We start from the raw sequence: 19,410 nt of genomic DNA, 5'->3' as shown, positions 1-19,410 counted from the left end.
GACCCCGTCATAGCATGTATGCCGAAGCGGCTCCCGTATCCTGCTGGAGAATCGGCATGAAGTTCCAATACCCCGACGATGACCAACAAGTAGCCATCTACGCGACGGTCAACGGCAAATTCCTGCGAGCCCAGGACGGTCCCGCACTGGTGCTGGCCGCGGGACGATCTATCGATGACGATGCCTGCATCTTCATATGGGGCAGCGATGGCTCCATTAGATCGGCAAGTGCCGGCCTTTATCTGGGCTACAACGGTACGTCCACGCTGCTTAGCACGGGCACGTTCGACCCGGTCTTTACGTTCGGCTGGTATTACGCGCCCGAAGCGGACGGCGAACCTGACGGTACGCCGGCGATGATTTTCACCACGGACGACGGCACGCCACGGTGCTGGTCCTATACGACCTCGTTGACCAACGAAATAACACTGAGCTCCGATACCACTACGCCGCCAAACCCGGATCGACGCACCTTCGTGATCTGCAATGTGGATTGAGGAGCCCTCGCCATGGGTGAGTTGAATCCGGTCACCAGCCCGCAGGATGCCGCCCGATTCGGGATCCTGCAGGCGGAAGTGATGGACATGTATATTGGCGCCTCCGGAAAGCCTCTGAGGCCGGTCGCTCCGCCCCATTTCTATCTTTCCTCCGCCTGGGAACTCGACGGTTATCTCGTTGCGCGGGACACGGTTTTTGACGAGCAGGGGCGCCTGTCCTTGTCCGCCGACACCGTGTTCTATGGCGTACTGGTCCATCGGAAGGCCGACGCCACGCAGTTCGCCGCCATTATCCGGGGCACCGAGGGATTCAAGGAATGGCTGATCGACGGCGAAGTCCAGCACTCGCATGTGCCCTACTATCCTGGCGGCCAGTGCGGCAACGTGGAAGAGGGCTTCTTCCGGGTGTATTACACGATGCAGTTTCTCGACGCCGACGACGATGCGCGGACGCGCGTGATGCCGGCGTGGGAAGGTATCAAGAACAAGGTCGGCGATGGCTCGCTGATCGTGTCGGGGCATAGCCTGGGCGCCGCCTTGGCGACCTATCTGGCCTTCGACCTGGCGTCGTTGGGCGGCCTGGACCAGAATCTGCAAGCCTGCTTTTTTGCATCGCCCCGGCCTGGCGATAAAACCTTCGCCCAGGTATTCGACAAGAATGTCACCCGCTATGTCGTCTACGCATACGAGCGGGACGTGGTACCGCATCTGCCGCCATCGGTGGTCTTCCTGCCGATTCATATTCCCCCGGAAATCCTGCGATATGCGACGCTGAAGAACGTCCGTGAGATCACGATGGCTGACGCCAACGCCATCATCCAGGATGACATTCACGCGAATCATCACGTTCTGTGCTATGCGGCGATGCTGGATTACAACGCGGCCCATGCCTGCTACAACGGGGCGTATACGTGGTCGGCGTTGTTGGCCAGGGACGACGACGCTCCGAATTGCATCAAGGGGCCCAAGAAACCGGGCTTATTGCCCGACGATCCCTGTCCCTATGCCGAGACTGCCCAGGCGGGAATACTGCGTGGGGTGCAACCGGTGCCCTCGGGCTCCGGTTGAAATGCCGTCCGCGCCCGGTTAAAAAGCGAGGCAGTCCAGCTTACCGGAGTACGAGATGACGACTACAGGCGCCGCTGAGCCGGCCGCGCCCGCGCGGAAAAACAAACTGCCCATGGGCCTGGTGGCGGGATTCGCCGCGCTGGTGGCCGTGCTGCTGCTGCCCCTGCCGGCTGATTTGCCCGTGGCGGGCCATCGCATGCTGGCCATTCTGGTATTCGCGGTGGTGGTCTGGGTGACGGAAGCCGTGTCCTATGAAGCCAGCGCCATCATGATCACTACGCTGATGGCGTTTCTCCTGGGTACGGCGCCCATCGTCGGCAATCCCACGGCGCAATACGGCACGTCGGCGGCCATCGGCATGGCGTTGACCGGCTTCGCCAATTCGGCGTTGGCCCTGGTGGCCGGCGCGCTCTTCATCGCCGCCGCCATGACCTACACCGGCCTCGACCGGCGGATCGCGCTGGTGACGCTGTCGAAGGTCGGAACCAGCACGCGGCGCGTCCTGGTCGGCTGCATCGCGGTGACAATCGTGCTTAGCCTCGTAGTGCCGAGCGCCACGGCGCGCAGCGCGGCGGTCGTGCCCATCATGATGGGCGTGATCGCGGCATTCGGCGTCGACAAGCGCTCGAATATCGCCGCCGGCATCATGATCATCGTGGCGCAGGCAACCAGCATCTGGAACGTTGGTATCCAGACCGCGGCGGCCCAGAACCTGTTGACGATAGGCTTTATGGAGAAATTGCTGCATGCGCGCGTGGCCTGGTCCGACTGGCTGGTCGCCGGCGCGCCGTGGGCCATCATCATGTCCGCGATATTGATATTTCTGGTGCTGAAGATGCTGCCCCCGGAAAGCGACGATATCGCCGGCGGCAAGGAAGCCGTCGAAAAATCCCTGCGGGAGCTGGGCCCCATGACGGGGCCCCAGAAGCGCCTGATGACGGTCTCCGTCCTGCTGCTGCTGTTCTGGGCCACGGAAGGCAAGCTCCACAGCTTCGACACCACGTCCACCACCTATTTCGGCCTGGTGCTGCTGCTGTTGCCCCGCATCGGCGTAATGACGTGGAAAGACGTCCAATCCCGCATCCCATGGGGCACGGTCATCGTGTTCGGGGTCGGCATCAGCCTGGGGACCGCGCTGCTGACGACCCGCGCCGGCCAATGGCTGGGGGCACAAGTGGTGGCGCATACGGGCCTTGCGGACGTGGGGCCGCTGGGGATTTTCGCGATCCTGGCCGCATTCCTTATCGTCATCCACCTGGGCTTCGCCAGCGCCACCGCGCTGACTTCGGCCATGCTGCCTATTTTGATTTCAGTCCTGACGACCTTGCCGGGCGATTTCAACCGGCTGGGAATGACGATGCTGCTCGGCTTTGTCGTCAGCTACGGCTTTATCCTGCCGATCAACGCGCCGCAGAATATGGTGTGCCTGGGGACGGAAACATTCACCGCCAGGCAATTCGCCAAGGTCGGTATCGCCGTCACCGTGATCGGATACGTGCTGATGCTGGGGTTCGGGATAACGTACTGGCGCTGGCTGGGATGGATGTAGGGTTCATCTCGGGAAAGCGTTCTACAGCATGAAGAAGTCGCGGGACGCGGACCGACAGATTAGCCCGTGCCGCCGACGCTCTTACAAGGCGCCGCTCAGTTCCTTCAGCACGTCATAAAACACCTGGAAGCGCTGCTTGCCGATGCGGCGCGCCCATTCGTCTTCGATCGCGTGCACGGTGGCGCGCTGGATTTCCGCGACCTTCCAGCCCTTCTCGGTCAGGGAAACGACCCGCGATGGCGCCCCCTCTACACTGATCCGGCGGACGTAGCCCATGTCTTCCAGCTGCTGCAGCAGGTAGTTCATCGCCTGCTTGGACATGCCCGCCCGTTGCGCCAGGTCTATCGGACGGGCGTTCTCGGGCGGCGGAAAGCGGAACACTTTGAAGTGCGCGATCTGGATATCGGCGTAGCCCGCTTCGGCCAGCGCGCCGCTCAATCGCTGCTCCACCAGAGACAGGCAATAGCGCAACCGCGCCCCGATGAGCGGGTCATCGGGATCAGGATCGCCGGCGAAGCGCCGGCCAGAGGGGGATTGACGGTTGGCAGCCATATCGGTAAAGTGACTTTACCACATAGGACGGCCGACATGGATACCGCGCAACACGAACTGATCACCATAGGCTCTTTATCGATGCGGTTCCTGGTCGATGGTCAAGACACCACGGGCCATATGGCGATGGCGGAAATGATCGTGCAGCCTCAGGCCAAAGTCCCGCCGCCGCATCGACACGTCGATGTCGACGAGACCATCCATATCCTGGAAGGATCATTGACCTACCGCGTCGATGACCGCATCCGCGTTTTGAACGTGGGGGAGCATTGTTTCTCCCCACGCGGCAGCGTCCATCATTTCTCCAACCCCGGCGATGTTCCAGCCCGCGCGCTGGTGGTGTTCTCGCCCGCCAACATCGGTCCCGATTACTTCCGTGAAGTGGCCGGCGTGCTGGGCGCCGGCGGTCCGCCGGATATCGACATGCTGAAGTCAGTGATGAAACGTCATGGGCTGGAGTTGAGTGCTTGAAGGGGGCGCGGACGCCAGCTGGATAAATACAGTCCGAACATGCGTGGATCGCGCGGGCCAACGCGGTCAGACCGGCGCGAAATCGGCCCAGAACAGTTGATCGTTGCCTACCTCGACTACGTCCTGGCGGATGAATGTCAGATGACCAGTATCGCCAATATGGAAGGTGACGAAGCCCGCTGTGCATTCGACGATGCGCCCGCTGTCATCCATGAAGCGGCCGGGCTGACGTAAGGCCGCGACCAGTACATTGCCGTCGCGAGAAAGCGCAAGACAGCGGGCGTGCAGGCCATCCAGCGTCGCACGCTGCATTTCCCGCGGCTCGCCGGTCCGGGCGTCCAAGCGGAAAACGACGACGCTGTTCTCTCCGCAAGTCGCTGCGTTGCCCGCACCGTCCGGCACCGGATGCGCGCGGTTGACTACGTAGGCGTATCGGCCGGTGGGGTGGATTGCGATGGCGCCGCCGAGTTGGGGTCGCCTTACCTTGTCAGGGTTGTCCAGCAGGCCGACGTCCCAGCTAGGCTGCGGCTCGATGAGACCTTCGCGATAACGAAATGCCGCCAGACGATTCTGGCGCTCCAGCACCGCGTACAGCATATGCCCTTGCGGATGGAAAGCGCAGTTGCGCGGGCCGAAACCGAAGCCTGCATTCGGGGCGACCGTCCGTGTGCATGCAAGCGTCTGACCGTCGTCTCGCAGTACTCGCAACGAACCTGGGTTCTCCTCATTGGCCGTGCTTGCGTCATCGCCGCGGCACGTCAGGAGCAAGTCCCGGCTGCCCGGCATCGGGATGACCTGATGCGGGAAACACCCGACCTTTTCCGTACCTTCGGCCAACAGCCGCCGCCGGGGCACCAGACCGCCATCATGGTCCAAATCGTGAATGGTCACAGCCGCGGGACGGTTGTAGGCAAGCGCGAGGCGATTGCACCTGGCGTCCACCGACGCATGCAGCGGCCGGTACGGAAGCGCGACAGGTTCCGCCACGATCCGCATACCGGTATCGCCCAAGGACACCTGGACCAGGCAGTGACGGTCCCCCGGACTTGCGATGCCGCCATTGCTGCACGCGACGTAGGCCAACGGCCTGCCCGGATGAAAGCAGGCGTATTGGACGGTGAGCGGCATTTCCAGGCGGTCCTGTTCGATGAACCCGTCGCCACCCAGGCGGTAGCGGACAAGGCGGCGGCCAACGGATGCCAACAGAACCGGACCTGTTTCCAAGCCATGGCCGGCGAGACGCTCCTGTTCCATGCACGCTCCCCGATCAGTTCAGCTGGATGCCCGCATCCCGAATGACACGATCCCAGACGGCCGTTTCCTTGCGGACTATGTCGCGCAACTCGTCGGCATTCTTCAGCACGAGGTCTACGCCCTGTTCGTCGAAATGCCGGGCCAGACCGGGGTCGCGGAGCGCCTGCCGGGCCGCTTGGTACAGGCTGTCGATGACTTGCGCGGGCGTACGTGCCGGTGCGAACAGAGCATTCCAGGAACTGTAGGTGAATCCGGGCACGGTCTGGGAGATCTGGGGCAGGCCTTTCATGGGACTCGCATTGCTGGGTGCCGTGATGCCTAGCGCGCGGACAGACCCGCTTTTAATCATCGCCGTGAACGACGGCATGGTGCCGAAGATCGCCTGCACCCGGCCCGCCGCCAGGTCGGTCATGACCTGGCCGGCGCCCTTGTACGGGATGTGCGTGACCTCGATGCCGGCGGTCCGCGCGAACAGCTCCGTACCCAGGTGGGCGAGTCCGCCCACGCCGGCCGACGCAAAGTTCAATGCACCGGGATGGGCCTTGGCGTAGGCGATCAGCGCTTCCACCGACTCGATCTGCGTCTTCGCGCTTACCACCAGCACATGCGGCGCCGAGTCGACCATGGCGATAGGCGTCACCTCGGTCAGGATGTCCACACGATTCTTGCTGAGCAATGGCTGCGACGTAATGTTGCCGGACGCGCAGAACAGGATCGTATAGCCATCGGGGGCGGACCGCGCCACGGTGTTCAGCGCCGGCACGCCCGCGCCGCCTCCCATGTTCTCGACGACGAAGGATTGATCCAGGGTGGCTCCCATCGCCTGGGCAAGCTCCCGTCCCAGCACATCCGTCGCCCCGCCCACGGCAAAGGGGATGATCATGCGGATGGGCCTGCCCGGATAGCGCTCCTGCGCAAGGGCGGCAAAGGGAATGATGGCGGCCGCGCCTAGCAGGCGACGCCGGCCATGGTTCACCAGGGTGCTCATCGCATCGTCTCCGGTCTGGTGTTATTTATCAGGCGTCGGATGATGATCAGCTCCTGGAGCAAACGCAATGCGTTACGGCTGGCGTAACATCACGCGCCGGAGACATACAAGACGCGGATGGAGAACCGTATGGCGAAACCCCACGCACCGGCGGAGCCGCCCAAGCCTGCGATCCTGAAAGGGCCCGCCGACATTGCCCCGGTCGCGGGCCAGGAGCACGTGCATGCCGTCGTCCGCGCCATGTCCCTGCTCAAGGCCTTCGACGGCGGTGATGAGGTGTTCCTCTCCCTGACCGAACTCGCCCGCCGCACGGGTATGCACAAGCCCACCGCGTTGCGCCTCGCCCGCACTTTGGCGCTGTCCCGATTCATGGTGCAGCGCGAAGACGGTGCGTGGCGGCTCGGCCCAGCCGCCGGTTGGATAGGCTCGCGCTACCAGGCGCAGTTCGACGTCGGCTCGGTCATCGAACCCATCCTGCGCAAGCTTTCATTGGAGACGGGCGAGAGCGCCTCGTTCTATGTGCACGAGGGCAATCTGCGCAGTTGCCTGATGCGCTGCGACGGCCCGAATGCGCGCCCCGACCATCCCCGGTCGGGAGAGCTTCTGCCCCTGGATCTTGGCGCCCCTGGACGGACCATCCTGGCCGCGCTGGGCGAGCCAGGCGATCTTTATGAACGCATCCGGCGCCAGGGCTATCACTGGGCCCGCGCCGAGCGCTCCACCGGGGCTGCCGCGGTGGCGGCGGCAGTGCGGGGCGCGCACGGCACGGTGCTCGGCGCCATCAGCACCTCCGGTCCGGTGGAGCGGTTGACGCCCGCCGTCCTGCGCAAACTGGCGCCCGCGACGGTGGACGCCGCCAAGCGGCTGGGCGTGGCCTTGGGCGCCGTTCCCGCCACCGCCCTGCGGGCGACATGGCATCCCTGATGTTACGCACCGCGTAACGCATTGCCGGCATGGGCCGGCGTGTTTTCCAATGCGGCCCTTCCTGCAGGGTTGCAGAGGTTATACGGAACGCCCATGACGACGACTCCACCGCGCCAGCAGCTCGGGCCCACGCCCAACGCCCGGCGCCATCTTCCTCCCCGGCTGCGCGCCATTCTTTCCCTGGGCGACCTTGAAGCGGCCGCGAAGCGGGTGCTGCCGCGGCCGATCTTCGGCTATCTGCAGGGCGGGGTCGAGGACAACGTCACCTTGCAAGCCAACGTCGCGGCCTTCCGGAAGTGGATGTTCCGCACCAACGTGCTGGTGGATGTGTCGGCACGGGAACAGGGGCGGACCTTGATGGGCCATTCATACCAGGCGCCGTTCGGAATCGCCCCCATGGGACTCTGCGCGATGTTTGCCTTCGACGGCGACGTCGCCATGGCGCGCGCGGCCGAAGCGGCAGGGATCCCTTATGTGCTGAGCGGCGCGTCGCTGACCCGCATGGAACGGGTCGCCCAGGCGGCGCCGACCTGCGGCTGGTTCCAGGCCTATATCCCGGGGGAGCGGGCGCATATCGAAGGCTTGCTCCAGCGCGTGGAAAAGGCCGGCTTCAAGACCTTGGTCATTACCGTCGATACGGCAACGCTGGCGAATCGCGAGAACAATGTGCGGGTGGGCTTCACCACGCCGTTGCGACCCGGGCTGCGGCTGGCCTGGGACGGCCTGCTTCGTCCGCGTTGGTTGCTGGGCACCCTGGGGCGCACGCTCGCCAGGCACGGCATGCCGCATTTCGAAAATGCCGGCGCGGAAAGGGGCGTACCCATCATCTCCCGCAGCGTGGTACGGCAGTTCGGCTTGCGCGATCACTTGAGCTGGGAACACCTGGCGCTGATACGCCGGCAATGGCGCGGCAAGCTGGTGGTAAAGGGGCTGATCTCCGCCACCGACGTCATGCGGGCGGAGCAGGCGGGCGCGGATGGCGTGATCCTGTCCAACCACGGTGGCCGCCAGCTCGACGGCACCGCGCCGCCGCTGCTGGTGCTTCCCGAAGCGGTCAAGGCCAAGGGCCGCATGGCCCTGATGCTGGATAGCGGCATCAGGCGCGGCACGGATGTCCTGAAGGCGCTGGCGCAGGGCGCGGACTACGTCTTCGTGGGACGGCCGATGGCCTATGCCGCCGCGGTGGGCGGCCAGGCAGGCGTGGCCCATGCCATCACCCTTTTGCGCGACGAAATCCATCGCGACATGGCTTTGCTGGGCGTTCGCAATCTCGACCAGCTCTGTGCGGATCACCTGCTTGCAACCTAGCTCGCTGCTTCCAGGCCATCGTTTTCAAAACTCACTAAACCGGAGACAAGTGATGAACTTTCATCCTCATCGCCGCAGCTTGTTCGCTGCAGCCATCGCCGCCCATCTGCTCGCGCATCCGCTGATCGGATGGGCCCAGAAAGCCGATTATCCCAACCACGCGGTCAGAGTGATCGTGCCCTTCGTGCCGGGCGGCAACGCCGACAGCAGCGCGCGCATTTTCGCCGAGGCGTACGGCAAGCAGCTGGGCCAGTCCTTCATCGTGGAGAACAAGGGCGGCGCGGGCGGGATGATAGGCGCGACCACGATGGTCCGCGCCGCGCCCGACGGCTACACCATCATGATCGGCACCACCGGCCCTATCGTGGCCAGCTGGCAACTGGCCGGCAAGGCGGCCAGCTACAGCCTGAAGGACATGAAGCCGGTGGCCTTGCTGACGCAGGTGCCCGGCGTGATCGTGACGAAGGCGGATTCGCCGCTGAAGTCCTACGCGGACCTGGTGGCCTATGCGAAGACCCATCCCGGCGCACTGAAGTTCGGCCATCCGGGCAATGGCACGGCCGGTCACGTCAACATCCTGCAGATGCAGAAGGCGCTGTCCCAGCAGTTCGTCATCGCGGCCTACCGGGGCGCGGGACCGGCGGTGCAGGATTTGTTGGGAGGCCAGCTGGACGCCGTGGCGACCGACCTGCCGTCGGCCTTGCAGCTGATCAAGGCGGGCCAGTTGCACGCCTTGGCTGTGGTTTTCCCACAGCGGGTGCCGTCCCTGCCCGACGTCGCCACCATGGCGGAACTGAAGCAGCCCGAAGTGGATATTGCGCCCTTCACGGCGACCATGGCGCCGAAGGATGTGCCGCCCGAGGTAATCGCGCGCCTGGTCGCCGCCAGCAATACCGCGCTGGACGATCCGGCGGTTCGCAAGCGCGTCGAAGATATCGGCGGCGTACCGGTCAAGATGAGCGGCGCGGAATTCGACACGTTCCTGGATCGCCAGGTCGAAACGTACCGCGCGCTTATCGCATCGGGACTGTTGACGGCGGATTGACCGTACTCGCAGCGGAGCGTACGGTCAACCGCGAAACAGGCGTCAGAACCGATACGCTCCGCGCAAGCTCAGCTCCTGATTCGTGAAATGCGAGGCCAGCTGCGCCTGGTACTCCATGCGGATCTCATACTTATCCTTGGCGTAAAGCTGCACCCCCGCTCCCAGGTTCAACATGCGATCCGGCAGCGAGGACTTCGAGGTGAACGTGATCCCATCTCCCTCGCCTTCCGAGAACGACACTTTGCTGCGCGAGCCGCTGTTATTCAGGAAGGTGCCGCCTACCGTCACGAACGGACGCACCCATCCATAACGACCCGCGTCGACCCGGGTGCCCACTTCGATCATCGGCGAGATCGCGAACGTCCATTGTTTGAGCGAACTGGTCTTCAGCGTCGCGCCATCGCCGCTCAGCGTGTAGCCGGGCATGTAGCTATGCAGCACGTCCAGATCCGCATACGGCCGCACGTACCAGTTGTCGGCCACCACCTCGTAGGCGGCGCGCAGCCGCATGCCGGCGGTCCAGACATCGTTGCGGGCTTCGGCTTTCCACATATCGTCGCCGATGATGAAGAGCGAATCGGAGTCATAGCTGCCATAGCCGGCGTGCAATGCGCCCGCCAGCAGCCACGGGCCGGTCTGGTGTTTCAGCGAGACAGAGACATCGCCGCCTTGGCCACGCACCGAGGTCATACGGTCGTTGGTGTGCATGGAGTTGGTGTTGTAGGCGCCCGTGATCCCGAAGAACCAGTCGGGGCGGATCTCCCACTGCCCGCCAAGGCGGTAGCTGATGCCGTTCTGCCAGAAGCCGTCGCCCGCCGAACTGCTGCTCTGGGTGGTGCGCGAGCCGGTGATCCGCGACCATACGCATTGCGTTTCACGCAGGGTGACACCGTCGCCGTCGAATACCGGGCAGCTCAACGCGGCGTTCAAGGACTTGCGGCCGGCCAGGGTCTGACGCGTGGCGACCTGGGCCAGATCCTCGGTGGCCGCCAGGCTGTTGAGCGTGTTGCTGTACTTCTCGGGCGAGTCGACATTCGCCATGGCGGCGAAGAAGCCGGCCATGCCGGGATTGCTGGCGTCCCAGGCGCCTTGCAGGCTGCCGACCAGCGAACGCTCCGTATCGGTGAGGTCGTCGGGCGCCTTGCCGGCGAAATCCGCCGAGGGCGAAATCGAGACGTTGTTGCCGCTTTGCGTCGCAGACCACGAAATCGGGCTGGCGGCGCTGGCCCCGGCCGTGGCCGCCTGCTTGGTCACCAGCGTATCCGCGGACAACACCTGGAAGCTGCCGGGCAGCAAGCCCTGCACGGCATGCGGCTGGATCCTCACGCCATCCACGATAACCTTGGAGCCCTTCAACAGATCGGCGTTGGGCGTACCCGGCGCGGCCAGGCTGTTGACGTCGACCAGCAGGGAGCCGCCCAGGTGCAGGTCCACCTTGTTGACCGTCGCCGTGGTGATGGTGTCCACCCCGCCCACGTCGAAATTCCCCGCGTTGTAGAACCAGCCCGCGCCATTGCTGACGTTGACCATGCCGCTGCCGCCGGACACGTAGGTGCCGCCGATCTCGTTGCGGAATTCGTTCCACTCCGTGGTATTGCCGCGCGCCAGGTTGATGTCGCCCACCACGGTGCCGTAGTTGCGCACGGACTCCTCGCCGAAAGTCGACACGATGGCATGGCCCGAAAGCGCGCTGACGTTAGAGCCGGCGCCTATGGTGATGACGTTGGACTTGCCGCCGTCGACGGCAATAGCCGCGCCGTCGCCGGAACCGCCCTGCAGCACGCCCGTGTAGTCGATGCTGATCTTGCCGCCGGCGCGGGTGGGATCGAGCGCGCCGGTGCTCTGCTGGAAACCGCTCTGGGCGAAGATGCCATACGAATCGGCGCCGTTGGTCTTGATGTCGCCGTTGAGCTTCACCCAGATTTCGCCGCCGGTTCCCTTGGAGGCGCTGCGCTGGTTCAGGCTGGTCGTCAGCGCGTTCAAGACATTGTTGACCGTGTCCTTGTCGTTGCCGAACAGCCGCGCGACGCCCTGCAGGTCTTCCGGCACCTTGTCGATGTTGTCCAGCAGCGTGCCGGAGCCGCCCGTCGCCTTGATGATGGCGGTCAGCGCCGAGGCGGTTTTCTCCAGCGCGGCGCGCGCGGTGGTGTCGGTCTTCAGCAGATCGCTGACCGTGCCGCCACCGCCGCCCAGCGATTGCGCGACGACGCCATGTGCCTTGGCGCCTTCCGTCTGTATGGTGGTGCTGCCTTCGATGGTGCGCACTTCGATGTAGCCGCCATCGCCGCTGGTGCCGCCGCTGTTGCCGAACACCGGCAGCGTATAGCCCTGCAGCACCGACGCGCCGCCATAGCCGCCACCGCCGCCGATGGACTGCGCATACACGGCGGTGGAATAGTCGCCGGCGGTGCGGATCGAAGCATTGTTGCCCAACTGCACCTTGACGACGCCGCCGTTGCCAGAGGAGCCTCCCTTGCCGCCGTAGGAGGCCGCATACTTGACGCCGCCGGGGCTGCCCGCGGCGTTCGAGATGCCGCCACCGCCGCCGACGGACTGCGCGAAGATGCCGAATGCGGCCAGGCCGGACGTCGTGGCCGAGCCGCTGTGGGTAACGGTTACCGCGCCGCCCCCGCCCGACATGCCGCCCGAACCGCCGAGCGTGAAGCTGCCTGATTTCGACGAAGGCTTCTTGCCGGCGTCTGTCGACGCCGCTGGAACCTTCTCGATGCCGACGGCCTTGAGCAACTCCTTCAGCGAGCCGGCCGAAGCGGCCTTTTCATCCGTGGCCTTGGGCGTGTCGGCGTTGGCGTCGCTCGGCGGCGGAGTCATCATGAACGCGCCACCGCCGCCGCCTATGCTTTGCGCGACGATCGCATGCGCCTCGGCGCCGCGGGTCTGGATGGTGCCGGTATTCTGCACCGTGACGGCGCCGCCGTTGGCGCCGCTGCCGCCGGCGCCGCCGGCCGTGAAGTTGATCACCAGGTTCTTGTTGTCGCTGCTGAGGGCGCCGACGCCGATGCCGCCGCCCCCGCCCACGGACTCGGCGAAGATGCCGTAGGAGGCCCCGCCGAAGGTCTGGATGGTGCCCAGGTTCTTGACGACGACGTCTCCGCCGACGTTACCGGAGCCGCCCTTGCCGCCCAGGGTACCGCCAAGATTCGTCTTGTTGGTGCCGGACGAGTACGCGACGCCGCCCTGCCCCCCGCCGCCGCCGATGGACTGTCCGAGTACGCCGTACGAGATGTCGCCGGTGGTCAGGATCTTGCCTTCGTTGGTCAGGTTGACCAGGCCGCCGCGATTGCCGCTACCGCCGTCACCGCCCATGGATAGGGTCAGCGAGACGTTCGGCCGTTTCACCGATCCCTTGGCTTGCTGGTCCAGGTACTCGTTGATCTTCTTGCCGGACGCCTGCATCTCCTTGTAGAACTCGGAGTTCTTGAAGGCATCGTTGAGCGACTTGTAGGTGTCGGTATCCTGGATGTCCTTGATGAGGGCATCGAGGTTTTCCTTGGTTTCGGCGTTCTTCTTGTCGCCCGCCCATTTCTGGTAGGCCTCCACGCCGATTGCTTTTTTCAGCGTGGCGTAGATTTCGCCTACCGTGTCCGGCGCGTCGTCGGGCGCGGCGAGATTGCCGCCGTTGCCGCCGCCACCGCCAATCGACTGCGCGAAAACGCCGTGCGATGCGTTGCCGTAGGTCTCGATCGCGCCGCCGTTGCCGACGTCGACCTGGCCGCCCGAGCCGCCGGCGCCGCCCTTGCCGCCGAACGACAGATTTACCGAGAACGTGCCGCTGGCCGCGGCCGAACCGCCGCCGCCCGTACCGCCACCGCCGCCTATGCTTTGCGCAAGCACGCCGTCGGCCTGCACGCCGCGTGTGCGTATCAGGCTGGTGGACGCCAGATCGGCCTTGACCAGACCGCCGTCGCCGCCATTCCCGCCCTTGCCGCCGATGGCGTCGACAATGGCCACCGAGTCGGCCAGCGGCAGCTTCTGCACGAGGCTGTCCAGCGTCTTGTCGAACGACAATCCCGACGACGCCGATGCATTGACCGCGCCGCCATTGCCGCCGCCACCACCCACGCTTTGCAGCAGGATGCCGGTGGCGCTCGTGCCGCGCGTCTCGATCGTGCCGCGGTTCTCGGCCGTCACCGTGCCGCCTTTGCCGCCACCCTTGCTGTTGGTGCCGCCTATGGTCTGGCCGAAGGTGATCGTTCTATAGAGACTAAGCGCGTCGGCCGCCGCGGAAGCGGCTCCGGCGTTGCCGCCGCCGCCGCCGATGCTCTGGACATGTATGCCGATGGCGCTGTCGCCGTGCGTGGAGACGGTGCCGTCGTTGTATGCGCGCGCTTCGCCGCCCGNGCCGCCGNNNCCGCCGCTGCCGCCTATGGTGTTCGTCACATTGAACGCCGTGGCGCCCGGCGCGGCGATGGCCAGGCCGTAGGCGTATGCGTTGCCGGCATTGCCGCCGCCACCGCCTATGCTTTGCGCCAGCACGCCCGTGGCGCCCACGCCCAGGGTTTCGATACCGGCATTGATGTTTTCGGCGCGGGCGAACGCCCCCTGCCCGCCGTCACCGCCGGAACCGCCGATGGCGTTGGTCAGGGTAATGGAAGGCAAGGGCTCGCCTGACGGCGTGACCGCGGGCAAGGCGACCGCGAACGCGCTGGCGCCGCCGCCCGTCCCGCCGCCACCGCCTATGCTGGACGCCTGCAGCGCGAAGGCGCCTTCGCCGCCGGTACGGATCGCGGAGTTATTGCGTATGGTGGCCTGGCCGCCGGAGCCGCCCTTTCCGCCCGACCCGCCGGTCGCGGACGAGGCCGACAGGCCGGGGCTGACCGAGCGCGAAGTCGCGTAGCCGCCGGTGCCACCGCCACCGCCTATAGATTGCGCCAGCACCGCCGTGGCGTGATCGCCCGAGGTCTCGATGCTGCCCATGAAGCTTTCGAAGGAGACCTCGCCGCCGTTGCCGCCGCCGCCACCCGCGCCGCCCAGCGCCACCGCCAGGAAGGCCGTGGAACTCGATGCCGCGCCGCCCGTACCGCCGCCGCCGCCCACGCTTTGCAATAGCGCGCCATAAGCGTAGTCGCCGGACGTGACCAACACGCCGCGATGCTCGGCTTTCACATTGCCGCCGACGCCACCCTGGCCGCCGGTCCCGCCGCTGGTGAAAGGCAGGATGCCGCTGTTGCCGCCCGAGCCGCCGCCTGTGCTGATGGCCGGCCGCGTCGCATAGAACGCGTCCAGCGCGCTGCCGCCGCCTATGCTCTGGGCCATGATGCCGGTCGCACCGGTGCCCGAGGTCCTGATGGTCCCGTAATTGGTGATGGAAACCAGGCGGCCCAGGCCCGCGCCGCCGCCGTCGCCGCCGGAGACGAAGGCGGCGCCGCCGCCGCTACCGCCCACGCCGCCCACGGACTGCGCCATGATGCCGAAACCATAGTCGCCGCGCGCGGTGATGGAACCGTAGTTCACGGCGGTAACGACGCCACCCGAGCCCCCTTTGCTGCCCGGCGTCCCCGAGGTGAAGGCGCCATTGGCGCCGTTACCGCCCGCGCCGCCCACGCTTTGCAGGATGACGGCGGCGGAATTGCTGCCGCTGGCGGAGATCGACCCCCAGTTGGTGAGCTCCACATTGCCGCCGGGTCCGGCATTGGAGGGATAGCCGCCGCTATTGATCGCCCTGCCGCCATTTCCGCCCAGCGAACTGGCGGATACCGCGGGCGCCAGCGAGCCGGTCACCCGGACATCCGCGCTGCCGTCGAAGAAAGCCGAAACCGCCCCGCCGGAGCCGCCGCGGTCGGTATCGACCCGATAGTCATACGTGCCATCGGAAGAAGGGGTGCCCCCTTTGCTGACGCCGGCCGCGCCGCCTTGCGAGAGTACCCTGATGGCCGGCAGCGCGCTGGTGCGGGCCGTGGCGTCGCCGGAAGCGGTGACGCGGGATCCTATCTTTACCGATACGGGTCCGCCGTCGCCGCCGCGGGCAATACCGCCTTCGCTTTCCGTCCATGACGTGTATCCGATCCCGCCCGTGCCGCCGATCGAGTAGACGTTGATCAGCGGCTTGGCTTGCGCGGAGGCGCCCAGCGTGCCTGAGATGTCGCCGCCCTGCGGCACGGACAGCCAGACCGAACCGCCGTAGCCGCCGGTCTTGCCGGGCAGATTGTGGAAGACGCCCTTGCTGTACACCGACCCGCCGGCCCCGCCGACCGAGCCGATCTCCAGCGCTGGTCCGCTCACCCCCTGGATGGGTCCAGGTTGAGTCCAGGATACGGAAGCCGCGTTCTGCCCGGGCGTGGCATTGGTCCAGCCGAAGGCCGTTTCCCCATCGCGGCCGTCGTCACCACGGCGGACCATGTTGACCGCCGGGTCCGCGCCCGCGGAGACGCCCGCCAGCATGCCGAGCGATGCCAATACTGCGGCGGCGCCGCGCTGTCGCGGCGCACGCCGGCTTTTGGTGGCGACCGGACGATTGGCTATCTCCTGCCGTCCTGCTTGACCCGAATTAGCGTTTTTCAATGCTCTTCCGTTTAATTTGGTAACAACTAAGGCAAGTTTATATTAATTCTTAAACAAACCTTAATACCGATGATCAAGCGGAAATACCGGGCCTAACTAGAGGTTTTGAGGAGAAGCGCCCGCTTCGCAGGGGATGGGCGTGAATAGCGGCGTAGAACGCCCCATGGGCCGTCACACGGCTGGCGGCGCGGGTGTCGCGGACGTGACGGATTCGTGGCGCGGACGCCACAACATTGTGGTGAAAATGTGCAGAGCCGCGGCTGCCTTACCTGGGCGGCGTTATCGCCCGCTCTTGGGAAAGAGCGCGATAAAGTCCAGCAGCTTCTCACCCAGCAGATTCACGTGGCCGCGCATGGCATTGGCGGCGGCGTCTTCGTTGCCGGTGGCGATGGCGCGCAGCACGTCGTCGTGCTCGGTCAGGGTGGCCGCGCGGCGGCTGGGCTTTTGGGTGACGAGACGGCGATAGGCGCCGATGCGATTGCGCAGGGCGCGCGTCTGTTCGGCGAGGAATTCGTTTTGCGAGGCCTCGTAAATGGTCTCGTGGAACCGGCGGTTTACTTCGTAGAAGTCCGCGACCCGGTCGGTCTTGGCCAATTCGATCAATTCATCATGCAGCGCGCTGAGCGTGGCGAGTTGCGACGCGGAAATCCGGCGCGCGGCCATGCGCGCGCATAAGGCTTCCAGCTCGGCCATGACCTGGAACATCTCGATCAGGCGCGACGCGGGTAGCTCGACGACCACGGCGGGCTGGCGCGGGCGTATCTGTATCAAGCCCGCGGAGGCCAGATGCCGCAGCGCCTCGCGCACCGGCGTGCGTGACACGCGGAAGCGGGCCGCGAGCTCGACCTCGTCGAGCCGCGCGCCCGGGGCGAGATGGCCGGAGAAGATCTCGCTTTCCAGTATTCGTTGAATGCGCACCGAGCGGCTGGCCGGCGCGTCCGCGCCGTTATCGGCCACCTGGGCCGCTTCCTGATCGGGGAGTGCTGCGTTCACTGACGTTCCTTGGCTTTCATAGGGGTGGCCGGCACCGAAACGCCATTGTAGCCCTTCTTGCATACAACAACCACGTCAATGTATGCACGGTTTCATGGCGTTCATGGGCCATGTTATGCACCGACCTGAAGCACCAAAACCCTCCTCTTTCCCTCTGCCGATAGGAAAAATTGGCATGGATGTTGCATTGCCATGGTTACGGTGGCCGCGCGACCCGTGCGCCGCCGCCGCTGAAATGGACAGCGCTGGCCCCAATCAATGTATGCAAGCCAGCATCTACACATACCAAGCGGACAGGAAGGACAGATGGAACTGGGCTTGAAAGGCAAATCGGCGCTGATCACCGGCGGCTCCAAGGGGATAGGCCTGGCTACGGCGCATAGCTTCGCCCGCGAGGGCGTCGCCACCCTGCATCTGGCCGCCCGCTCCGAAGAGGGACTGGCCGCGGCGCGCGCCGCGCTCACGGCAACCTATGACGTAATCGTCCATATCCATCCCATGGACTTGGCGGTGAATGAAAACGCCCTGGCGCTGGCCCGGCGCTGCGCCGACGTCGACATCCTGGTGAACAACGCCGCTGATTCGGCAGCGGGCCCGCTGCACAAGCTGTCGGACCAGATCTGGCGCGACAGCCTGGACATGAAGATCTTTTCCTACGTCACCCTGTCGCGCGAGCTCTATGCGCATATGAAGCGTCGCGGCGGCGGCGTCATCGTCAACGATATCGGCAACTCCGGCGAGAACCCGGATGCCGACTACATCGTCGGCACCACCGGCAACGCCGCGATGATGGCCTTCACCCGCGCGCTGGGCGGCCGCAGCCTGGACGACGGCATACGCGTCGTGGGGGTAAACCCCGGCCCCGTCGCCACCGACCGCATGGTCAAGCTCATGAAGCGGCGTGCCCTGGACTGGTACGACGACGAAAGCCGATGGGAAGAACTCTTCGACAAGTATCCGGGCAAGCGCCCGGCGTCGGCCGAAGAGGTCGGCGACCTGATCGTCTGGCTGGCGTCGGAACGCGCCGGCTACATCACCGGCACCATCGTGACCATAGACGGTGGCATCGCATCGCGCCGCTCCATCATCTAAGGAGCAAAGCCATGCGCGGCTTCGAGCTGAGAAACGCCTACTTCGATCGCCTGTGCAACACGCCGGGCCTGATGTGGCTGGGGCAGAACACCAACCATTTCGAGCCCCACCCGGCCGTGCTGCGGGCGGTGATGGACGCCCTGACGCACGGCGATTACCACGCCTACGCGCCGCCGGCGGGCTTCGAAACGCTGCGCCGGCTGATCGTTCAGGACGCGGGCGTGCCGGATGCCTGCGCCTTCGTCACCGACGGAGCCGTACAGGCCCTGTACAGCGTATGCCGCTACGTATGCCAGCCGGGCAAGGACTTCGTCACCACCGATCCCAGCTGGGCCTGGCCCATGCACTTCGCGCGGCAGGCCGGCTCGCGGGTCGTGGAGCTGCCCATCTACGACGCCAGCCAGCACTACAAGCTGACGCCCGCGCAGTTGCGCGCGGCGGTAGGCCCGGACACCGCCGCCATCTACCTGGTCGATCCCAACAACCCGCTGGGCACCTGCCATACCGAGGACGAGATCCGCGAGATCGCCGAAATCGCGCGCTCGGTCGACGCCTACCTGATCCACGACGCCACGTATTTCCATTTCGCCGACGCGCATACGCCGGCGTATCGCTTCTACCCCGACAAGACCATCATGACGTACAGCTTCTCGAAGTGGCTGGGGCTGGCGGGCATGCGGCTGGGAGCGATGATTTCCAACCCCGACATCATCGAGCAGCTTGCCGGCGCGCCACCCAACAACCTGGGCAGCAACGTGCTGTCGCAGCGCGCCGCGATCGCCGGCCTGGAAACCAAGGCCGAATGGTTTCCCGACGTGCAGCGCCGGCAACGGCGCAACCAGGCCGCCGTGGCGCAAGCCGCCGCCGCCGTCCCCGGCTTGCACCTGCCCGTCTATCCCTCGCAGGCCAACCTGGTGGTGATGGAGACGGTGGACGCCGGCATCCGGCCCGAAGCGCTGGTGGCCGCCTTCCAGACGCGGGGCGTCATGATCCGCCAGGGCACTTATCACACCAAGCGCTTCGGCGATCGCTTCGTCAAGATCAGCCTGACCGTGCCGGAAGCCTGGGCCGACCGCTTCTGCGAGCTCTTGCCCGAGATGGTCGAACAAGCCCGCCGCCAGCCCCACGCCACCGATCTTTTCTAGGACCC

Annotated in this window: 13 protein-coding genes and 1 pseudogene; 9 read left to right on the top strand and 5 right to left on the bottom strand. The window is 65.6% G+C overall.

Annotated elements, in window-relative coordinates:
• Positions 1-56 precede the first annotated feature (56 nt).
• From ACNA0R_RS20360 to ACNA0R_RS20350, 3 genes are read left to right on the top strand one after another with little or no spacing between them, the layout of a single operon-like run.
• The gene (locus ACNA0R_RS20360; protein WP_415827877.1) at positions 57-497 is read left to right on the top strand and encodes a hypothetical protein; all 441 of its coding nucleotides are present in this window, start codon (positions 57-59) and stop codon (positions 495-497) included.
• A gap of 12 nt (positions 498-509) precedes the next feature.
• Entirely contained in the window at positions 510-1,565 is a 1,056-nt protein-coding gene (locus ACNA0R_RS20355) for a lipase family protein (RefSeq protein ID WP_415827876.1), read from the top strand.
• Positions 1,566-1,620: 55 nt separating this feature from the next.
• Positions 1,621-3,114: a DASS family sodium-coupled anion symporter gene (locus ACNA0R_RS20350; RefSeq protein WP_415827875.1), complete on the top strand. Its 1,494-nt coding sequence runs from the start codon at positions 1,621-1,623 to the stop codon at positions 3,112-3,114.
• Positions 3,115-3,195: 81 nt separating this feature from the next.
• Here ACNA0R_RS20350 and ACNA0R_RS20345 read toward each other — a convergent pair whose 3' ends face one another.
• Positions 3,196-3,666 carry a MarR family winged helix-turn-helix transcriptional regulator gene (locus ACNA0R_RS20345; RefSeq protein ID WP_415827874.1) on the bottom strand — a complete coding sequence of 157 codons (471 nt, stop codon included), beginning with the start codon at positions 3,664-3,666 and terminating at the stop codon, positions 3,196-3,198.
• Between the two features lie 36 nt (positions 3,667-3,702).
• Between ACNA0R_RS20345 and ACNA0R_RS20340 the strand changes: the two genes are divergently transcribed.
• Positions 3,703-4,137, top strand: a complete 435-nt coding sequence (locus ACNA0R_RS20340; RefSeq protein ID WP_415827873.1) for a cupin domain-containing protein — start codon at positions 3,703-3,705, stop codon at positions 4,135-4,137.
• Positions 4,138-4,203: 66 nt separating this feature from the next.
• Here ACNA0R_RS20340 and ACNA0R_RS20335 read toward each other — a convergent pair whose 3' ends face one another.
• Together ACNA0R_RS20335 and ACNA0R_RS20330 are read right to left on the bottom strand one after the other, a co-directional pair.
• Complete coding sequence (locus ACNA0R_RS20335; RefSeq protein ID WP_415827872.1) at positions 4,204-5,391, bottom strand: lactonase family protein; 1,188 nt, start codon at positions 5,389-5,391, stop codon at positions 4,204-4,206.
• Between the two features lie 13 nt (positions 5,392-5,404).
• Complete coding sequence (locus tag ACNA0R_RS20330; protein WP_415827871.1) at positions 5,405-6,379, bottom strand: Bug family tripartite tricarboxylate transporter substrate binding protein; 975 nt, start codon at positions 6,377-6,379, stop codon at positions 5,405-5,407.
• Between the two features lie 129 nt (positions 6,380-6,508).
• Here ACNA0R_RS20330 and ACNA0R_RS20325 point away from each other — a divergent pair, with 129 nt between their 5' ends.
• From ACNA0R_RS20325 to ACNA0R_RS20315, 3 genes are all read left to right on the top strand, one after another.
• Entirely contained in the window at positions 6,509-7,303 is a 795-nt protein-coding gene (locus ACNA0R_RS20325; RefSeq protein ID WP_415827870.1) for an IclR family transcriptional regulator, read from the top strand.
• Positions 7,304-7,396: 93 nt separating this feature from the next.
• Entirely contained in the window at positions 7,397-8,611 is a 1,215-nt protein-coding gene (locus ACNA0R_RS20320; protein ID WP_415827869.1) for an alpha-hydroxy acid oxidase, read from the top strand.
• A 52-nt stretch (positions 8,612-8,663) separates the two neighbouring features.
• Positions 8,664-9,656 (top strand): tripartite tricarboxylate transporter substrate binding protein, encoded by a 993-nt coding sequence (locus ACNA0R_RS20315; protein ID WP_415827868.1) that lies wholly within the window; start codon positions 8,664-8,666, stop codon positions 9,654-9,656.
• Positions 9,657-14,025: 4,369 nt separating this feature from the next.
• Here ACNA0R_RS20315 and ACNA0R_RS20310 read toward each other — a convergent pair.
• Positions 14,026-16,055: pseudogene (locus ACNA0R_RS20310) on the bottom strand (hypothetical protein); the annotation flags it as partial.
• Between the two features lie 399 nt (positions 16,056-16,454).
• Complete coding sequence (locus ACNA0R_RS20305) at positions 16,455-17,168, bottom strand: GntR family transcriptional regulator (RefSeq protein ID WP_415827867.1); 714 nt, start codon at positions 17,166-17,168, stop codon at positions 16,455-16,457.
• A gap of 306 nt (positions 17,169-17,474) precedes the next feature.
• On the opposite strand from ACNA0R_RS20305, the gene ACNA0R_RS20300 reads away from it, so the two are divergent.
• Both ACNA0R_RS20300 and ACNA0R_RS20295 read left to right on the top strand, forming a co-directional pair.
• A complete protein-coding gene (locus ACNA0R_RS20300) occupies positions 17,475-18,260 on the top strand; it encodes a short-chain dehydrogenase/reductase (protein WP_415827866.1) in 786 nt (261 codons plus the stop codon).
• 11 nt (positions 18,261-18,271) lie between these two features.
• Positions 18,272-19,405 (top strand): pyridoxal phosphate-dependent aminotransferase, encoded by a 1,134-nt coding sequence (locus tag ACNA0R_RS20295; RefSeq protein ID WP_415827865.1) that lies wholly within the window; start codon positions 18,272-18,274, stop codon positions 19,403-19,405.
• The last annotated feature ends 5 nt before the right edge of the window (positions 19,406-19,410 follow it).

Source organism: Bordetella sputigena, assembly GCF_965137885.1.
Classification (GTDB): domain Bacteria; phylum Pseudomonadota; class Gammaproteobacteria; order Burkholderiales; family Burkholderiaceae_B; genus Bordetella_C; species Bordetella_C sputigena.
The sequence above is the reverse complement of the archived record's forward strand: the minus strand, read 5'-3'. Positions and strand labels throughout refer to the sequence as shown.

Excerpts from the sequence above, each read along its gene's own strand:
- ACNA0R_RS20360 (WP_415827877.1), top strand. The coding sequence starts at position 57 with ATGAAGTTCCAATACCCCGACGATGACCAACAAGTAGCCATCTACGCG.
- ACNA0R_RS20355 (WP_415827876.1), top strand. The coding sequence starts at position 510 with ATGGGTGAGTTGAATCCGGTCACCAGCCCGCAGGATGCCGCCCGATTC.
- ACNA0R_RS20350 (WP_415827875.1), top strand. The coding sequence starts at position 1,621 with ATGACGACTACAGGCGCCGCTGAGCCGGCCGCGCCCGCGCGGAAAAAC.
- ACNA0R_RS20345 (WP_415827874.1), bottom strand. The coding sequence starts at position 3,666 with ATGGCTGCCAACCGTCAATCCCCCTCTGGCCGGCGCTTCGCCGGCGAT.
- ACNA0R_RS20340 (WP_415827873.1), top strand. The coding sequence starts at position 3,703 with ATGGATACCGCGCAACACGAACTGATCACCATAGGCTCTTTATCGATG.
- ACNA0R_RS20335 (WP_415827872.1), bottom strand. The coding sequence starts at position 5,391 with ATGGAACAGGAGCGTCTCGCCGGCCATGGCTTGGAAACAGGTCCGGTT.
- ACNA0R_RS20330 (WP_415827871.1), bottom strand. The coding sequence starts at position 6,379 with ATGAGCACCCTGGTGAACCATGGCCGGCGTCGCCTGCTAGGCGCGGCC.
- ACNA0R_RS20325 (WP_415827870.1), top strand. The coding sequence starts at position 6,509 with ATGGCGAAACCCCACGCACCGGCGGAGCCGCCCAAGCCTGCGATCCTG.
- ACNA0R_RS20320 (WP_415827869.1), top strand. The coding sequence starts at position 7,397 with ATGACGACGACTCCACCGCGCCAGCAGCTCGGGCCCACGCCCAACGCC.
- ACNA0R_RS20315 (WP_415827868.1), top strand. The coding sequence starts at position 8,664 with ATGAACTTTCATCCTCATCGCCGCAGCTTGTTCGCTGCAGCCATCGCC.
- ACNA0R_RS20300 (WP_415827866.1), top strand. The coding sequence starts at position 17,475 with ATGGAACTGGGCTTGAAAGGCAAATCGGCGCTGATCACCGGCGGCTCC.
- ACNA0R_RS20295 (WP_415827865.1), top strand. The coding sequence starts at position 18,272 with ATGCGCGGCTTCGAGCTGAGAAACGCCTACTTCGATCGCCTGTGCAAC.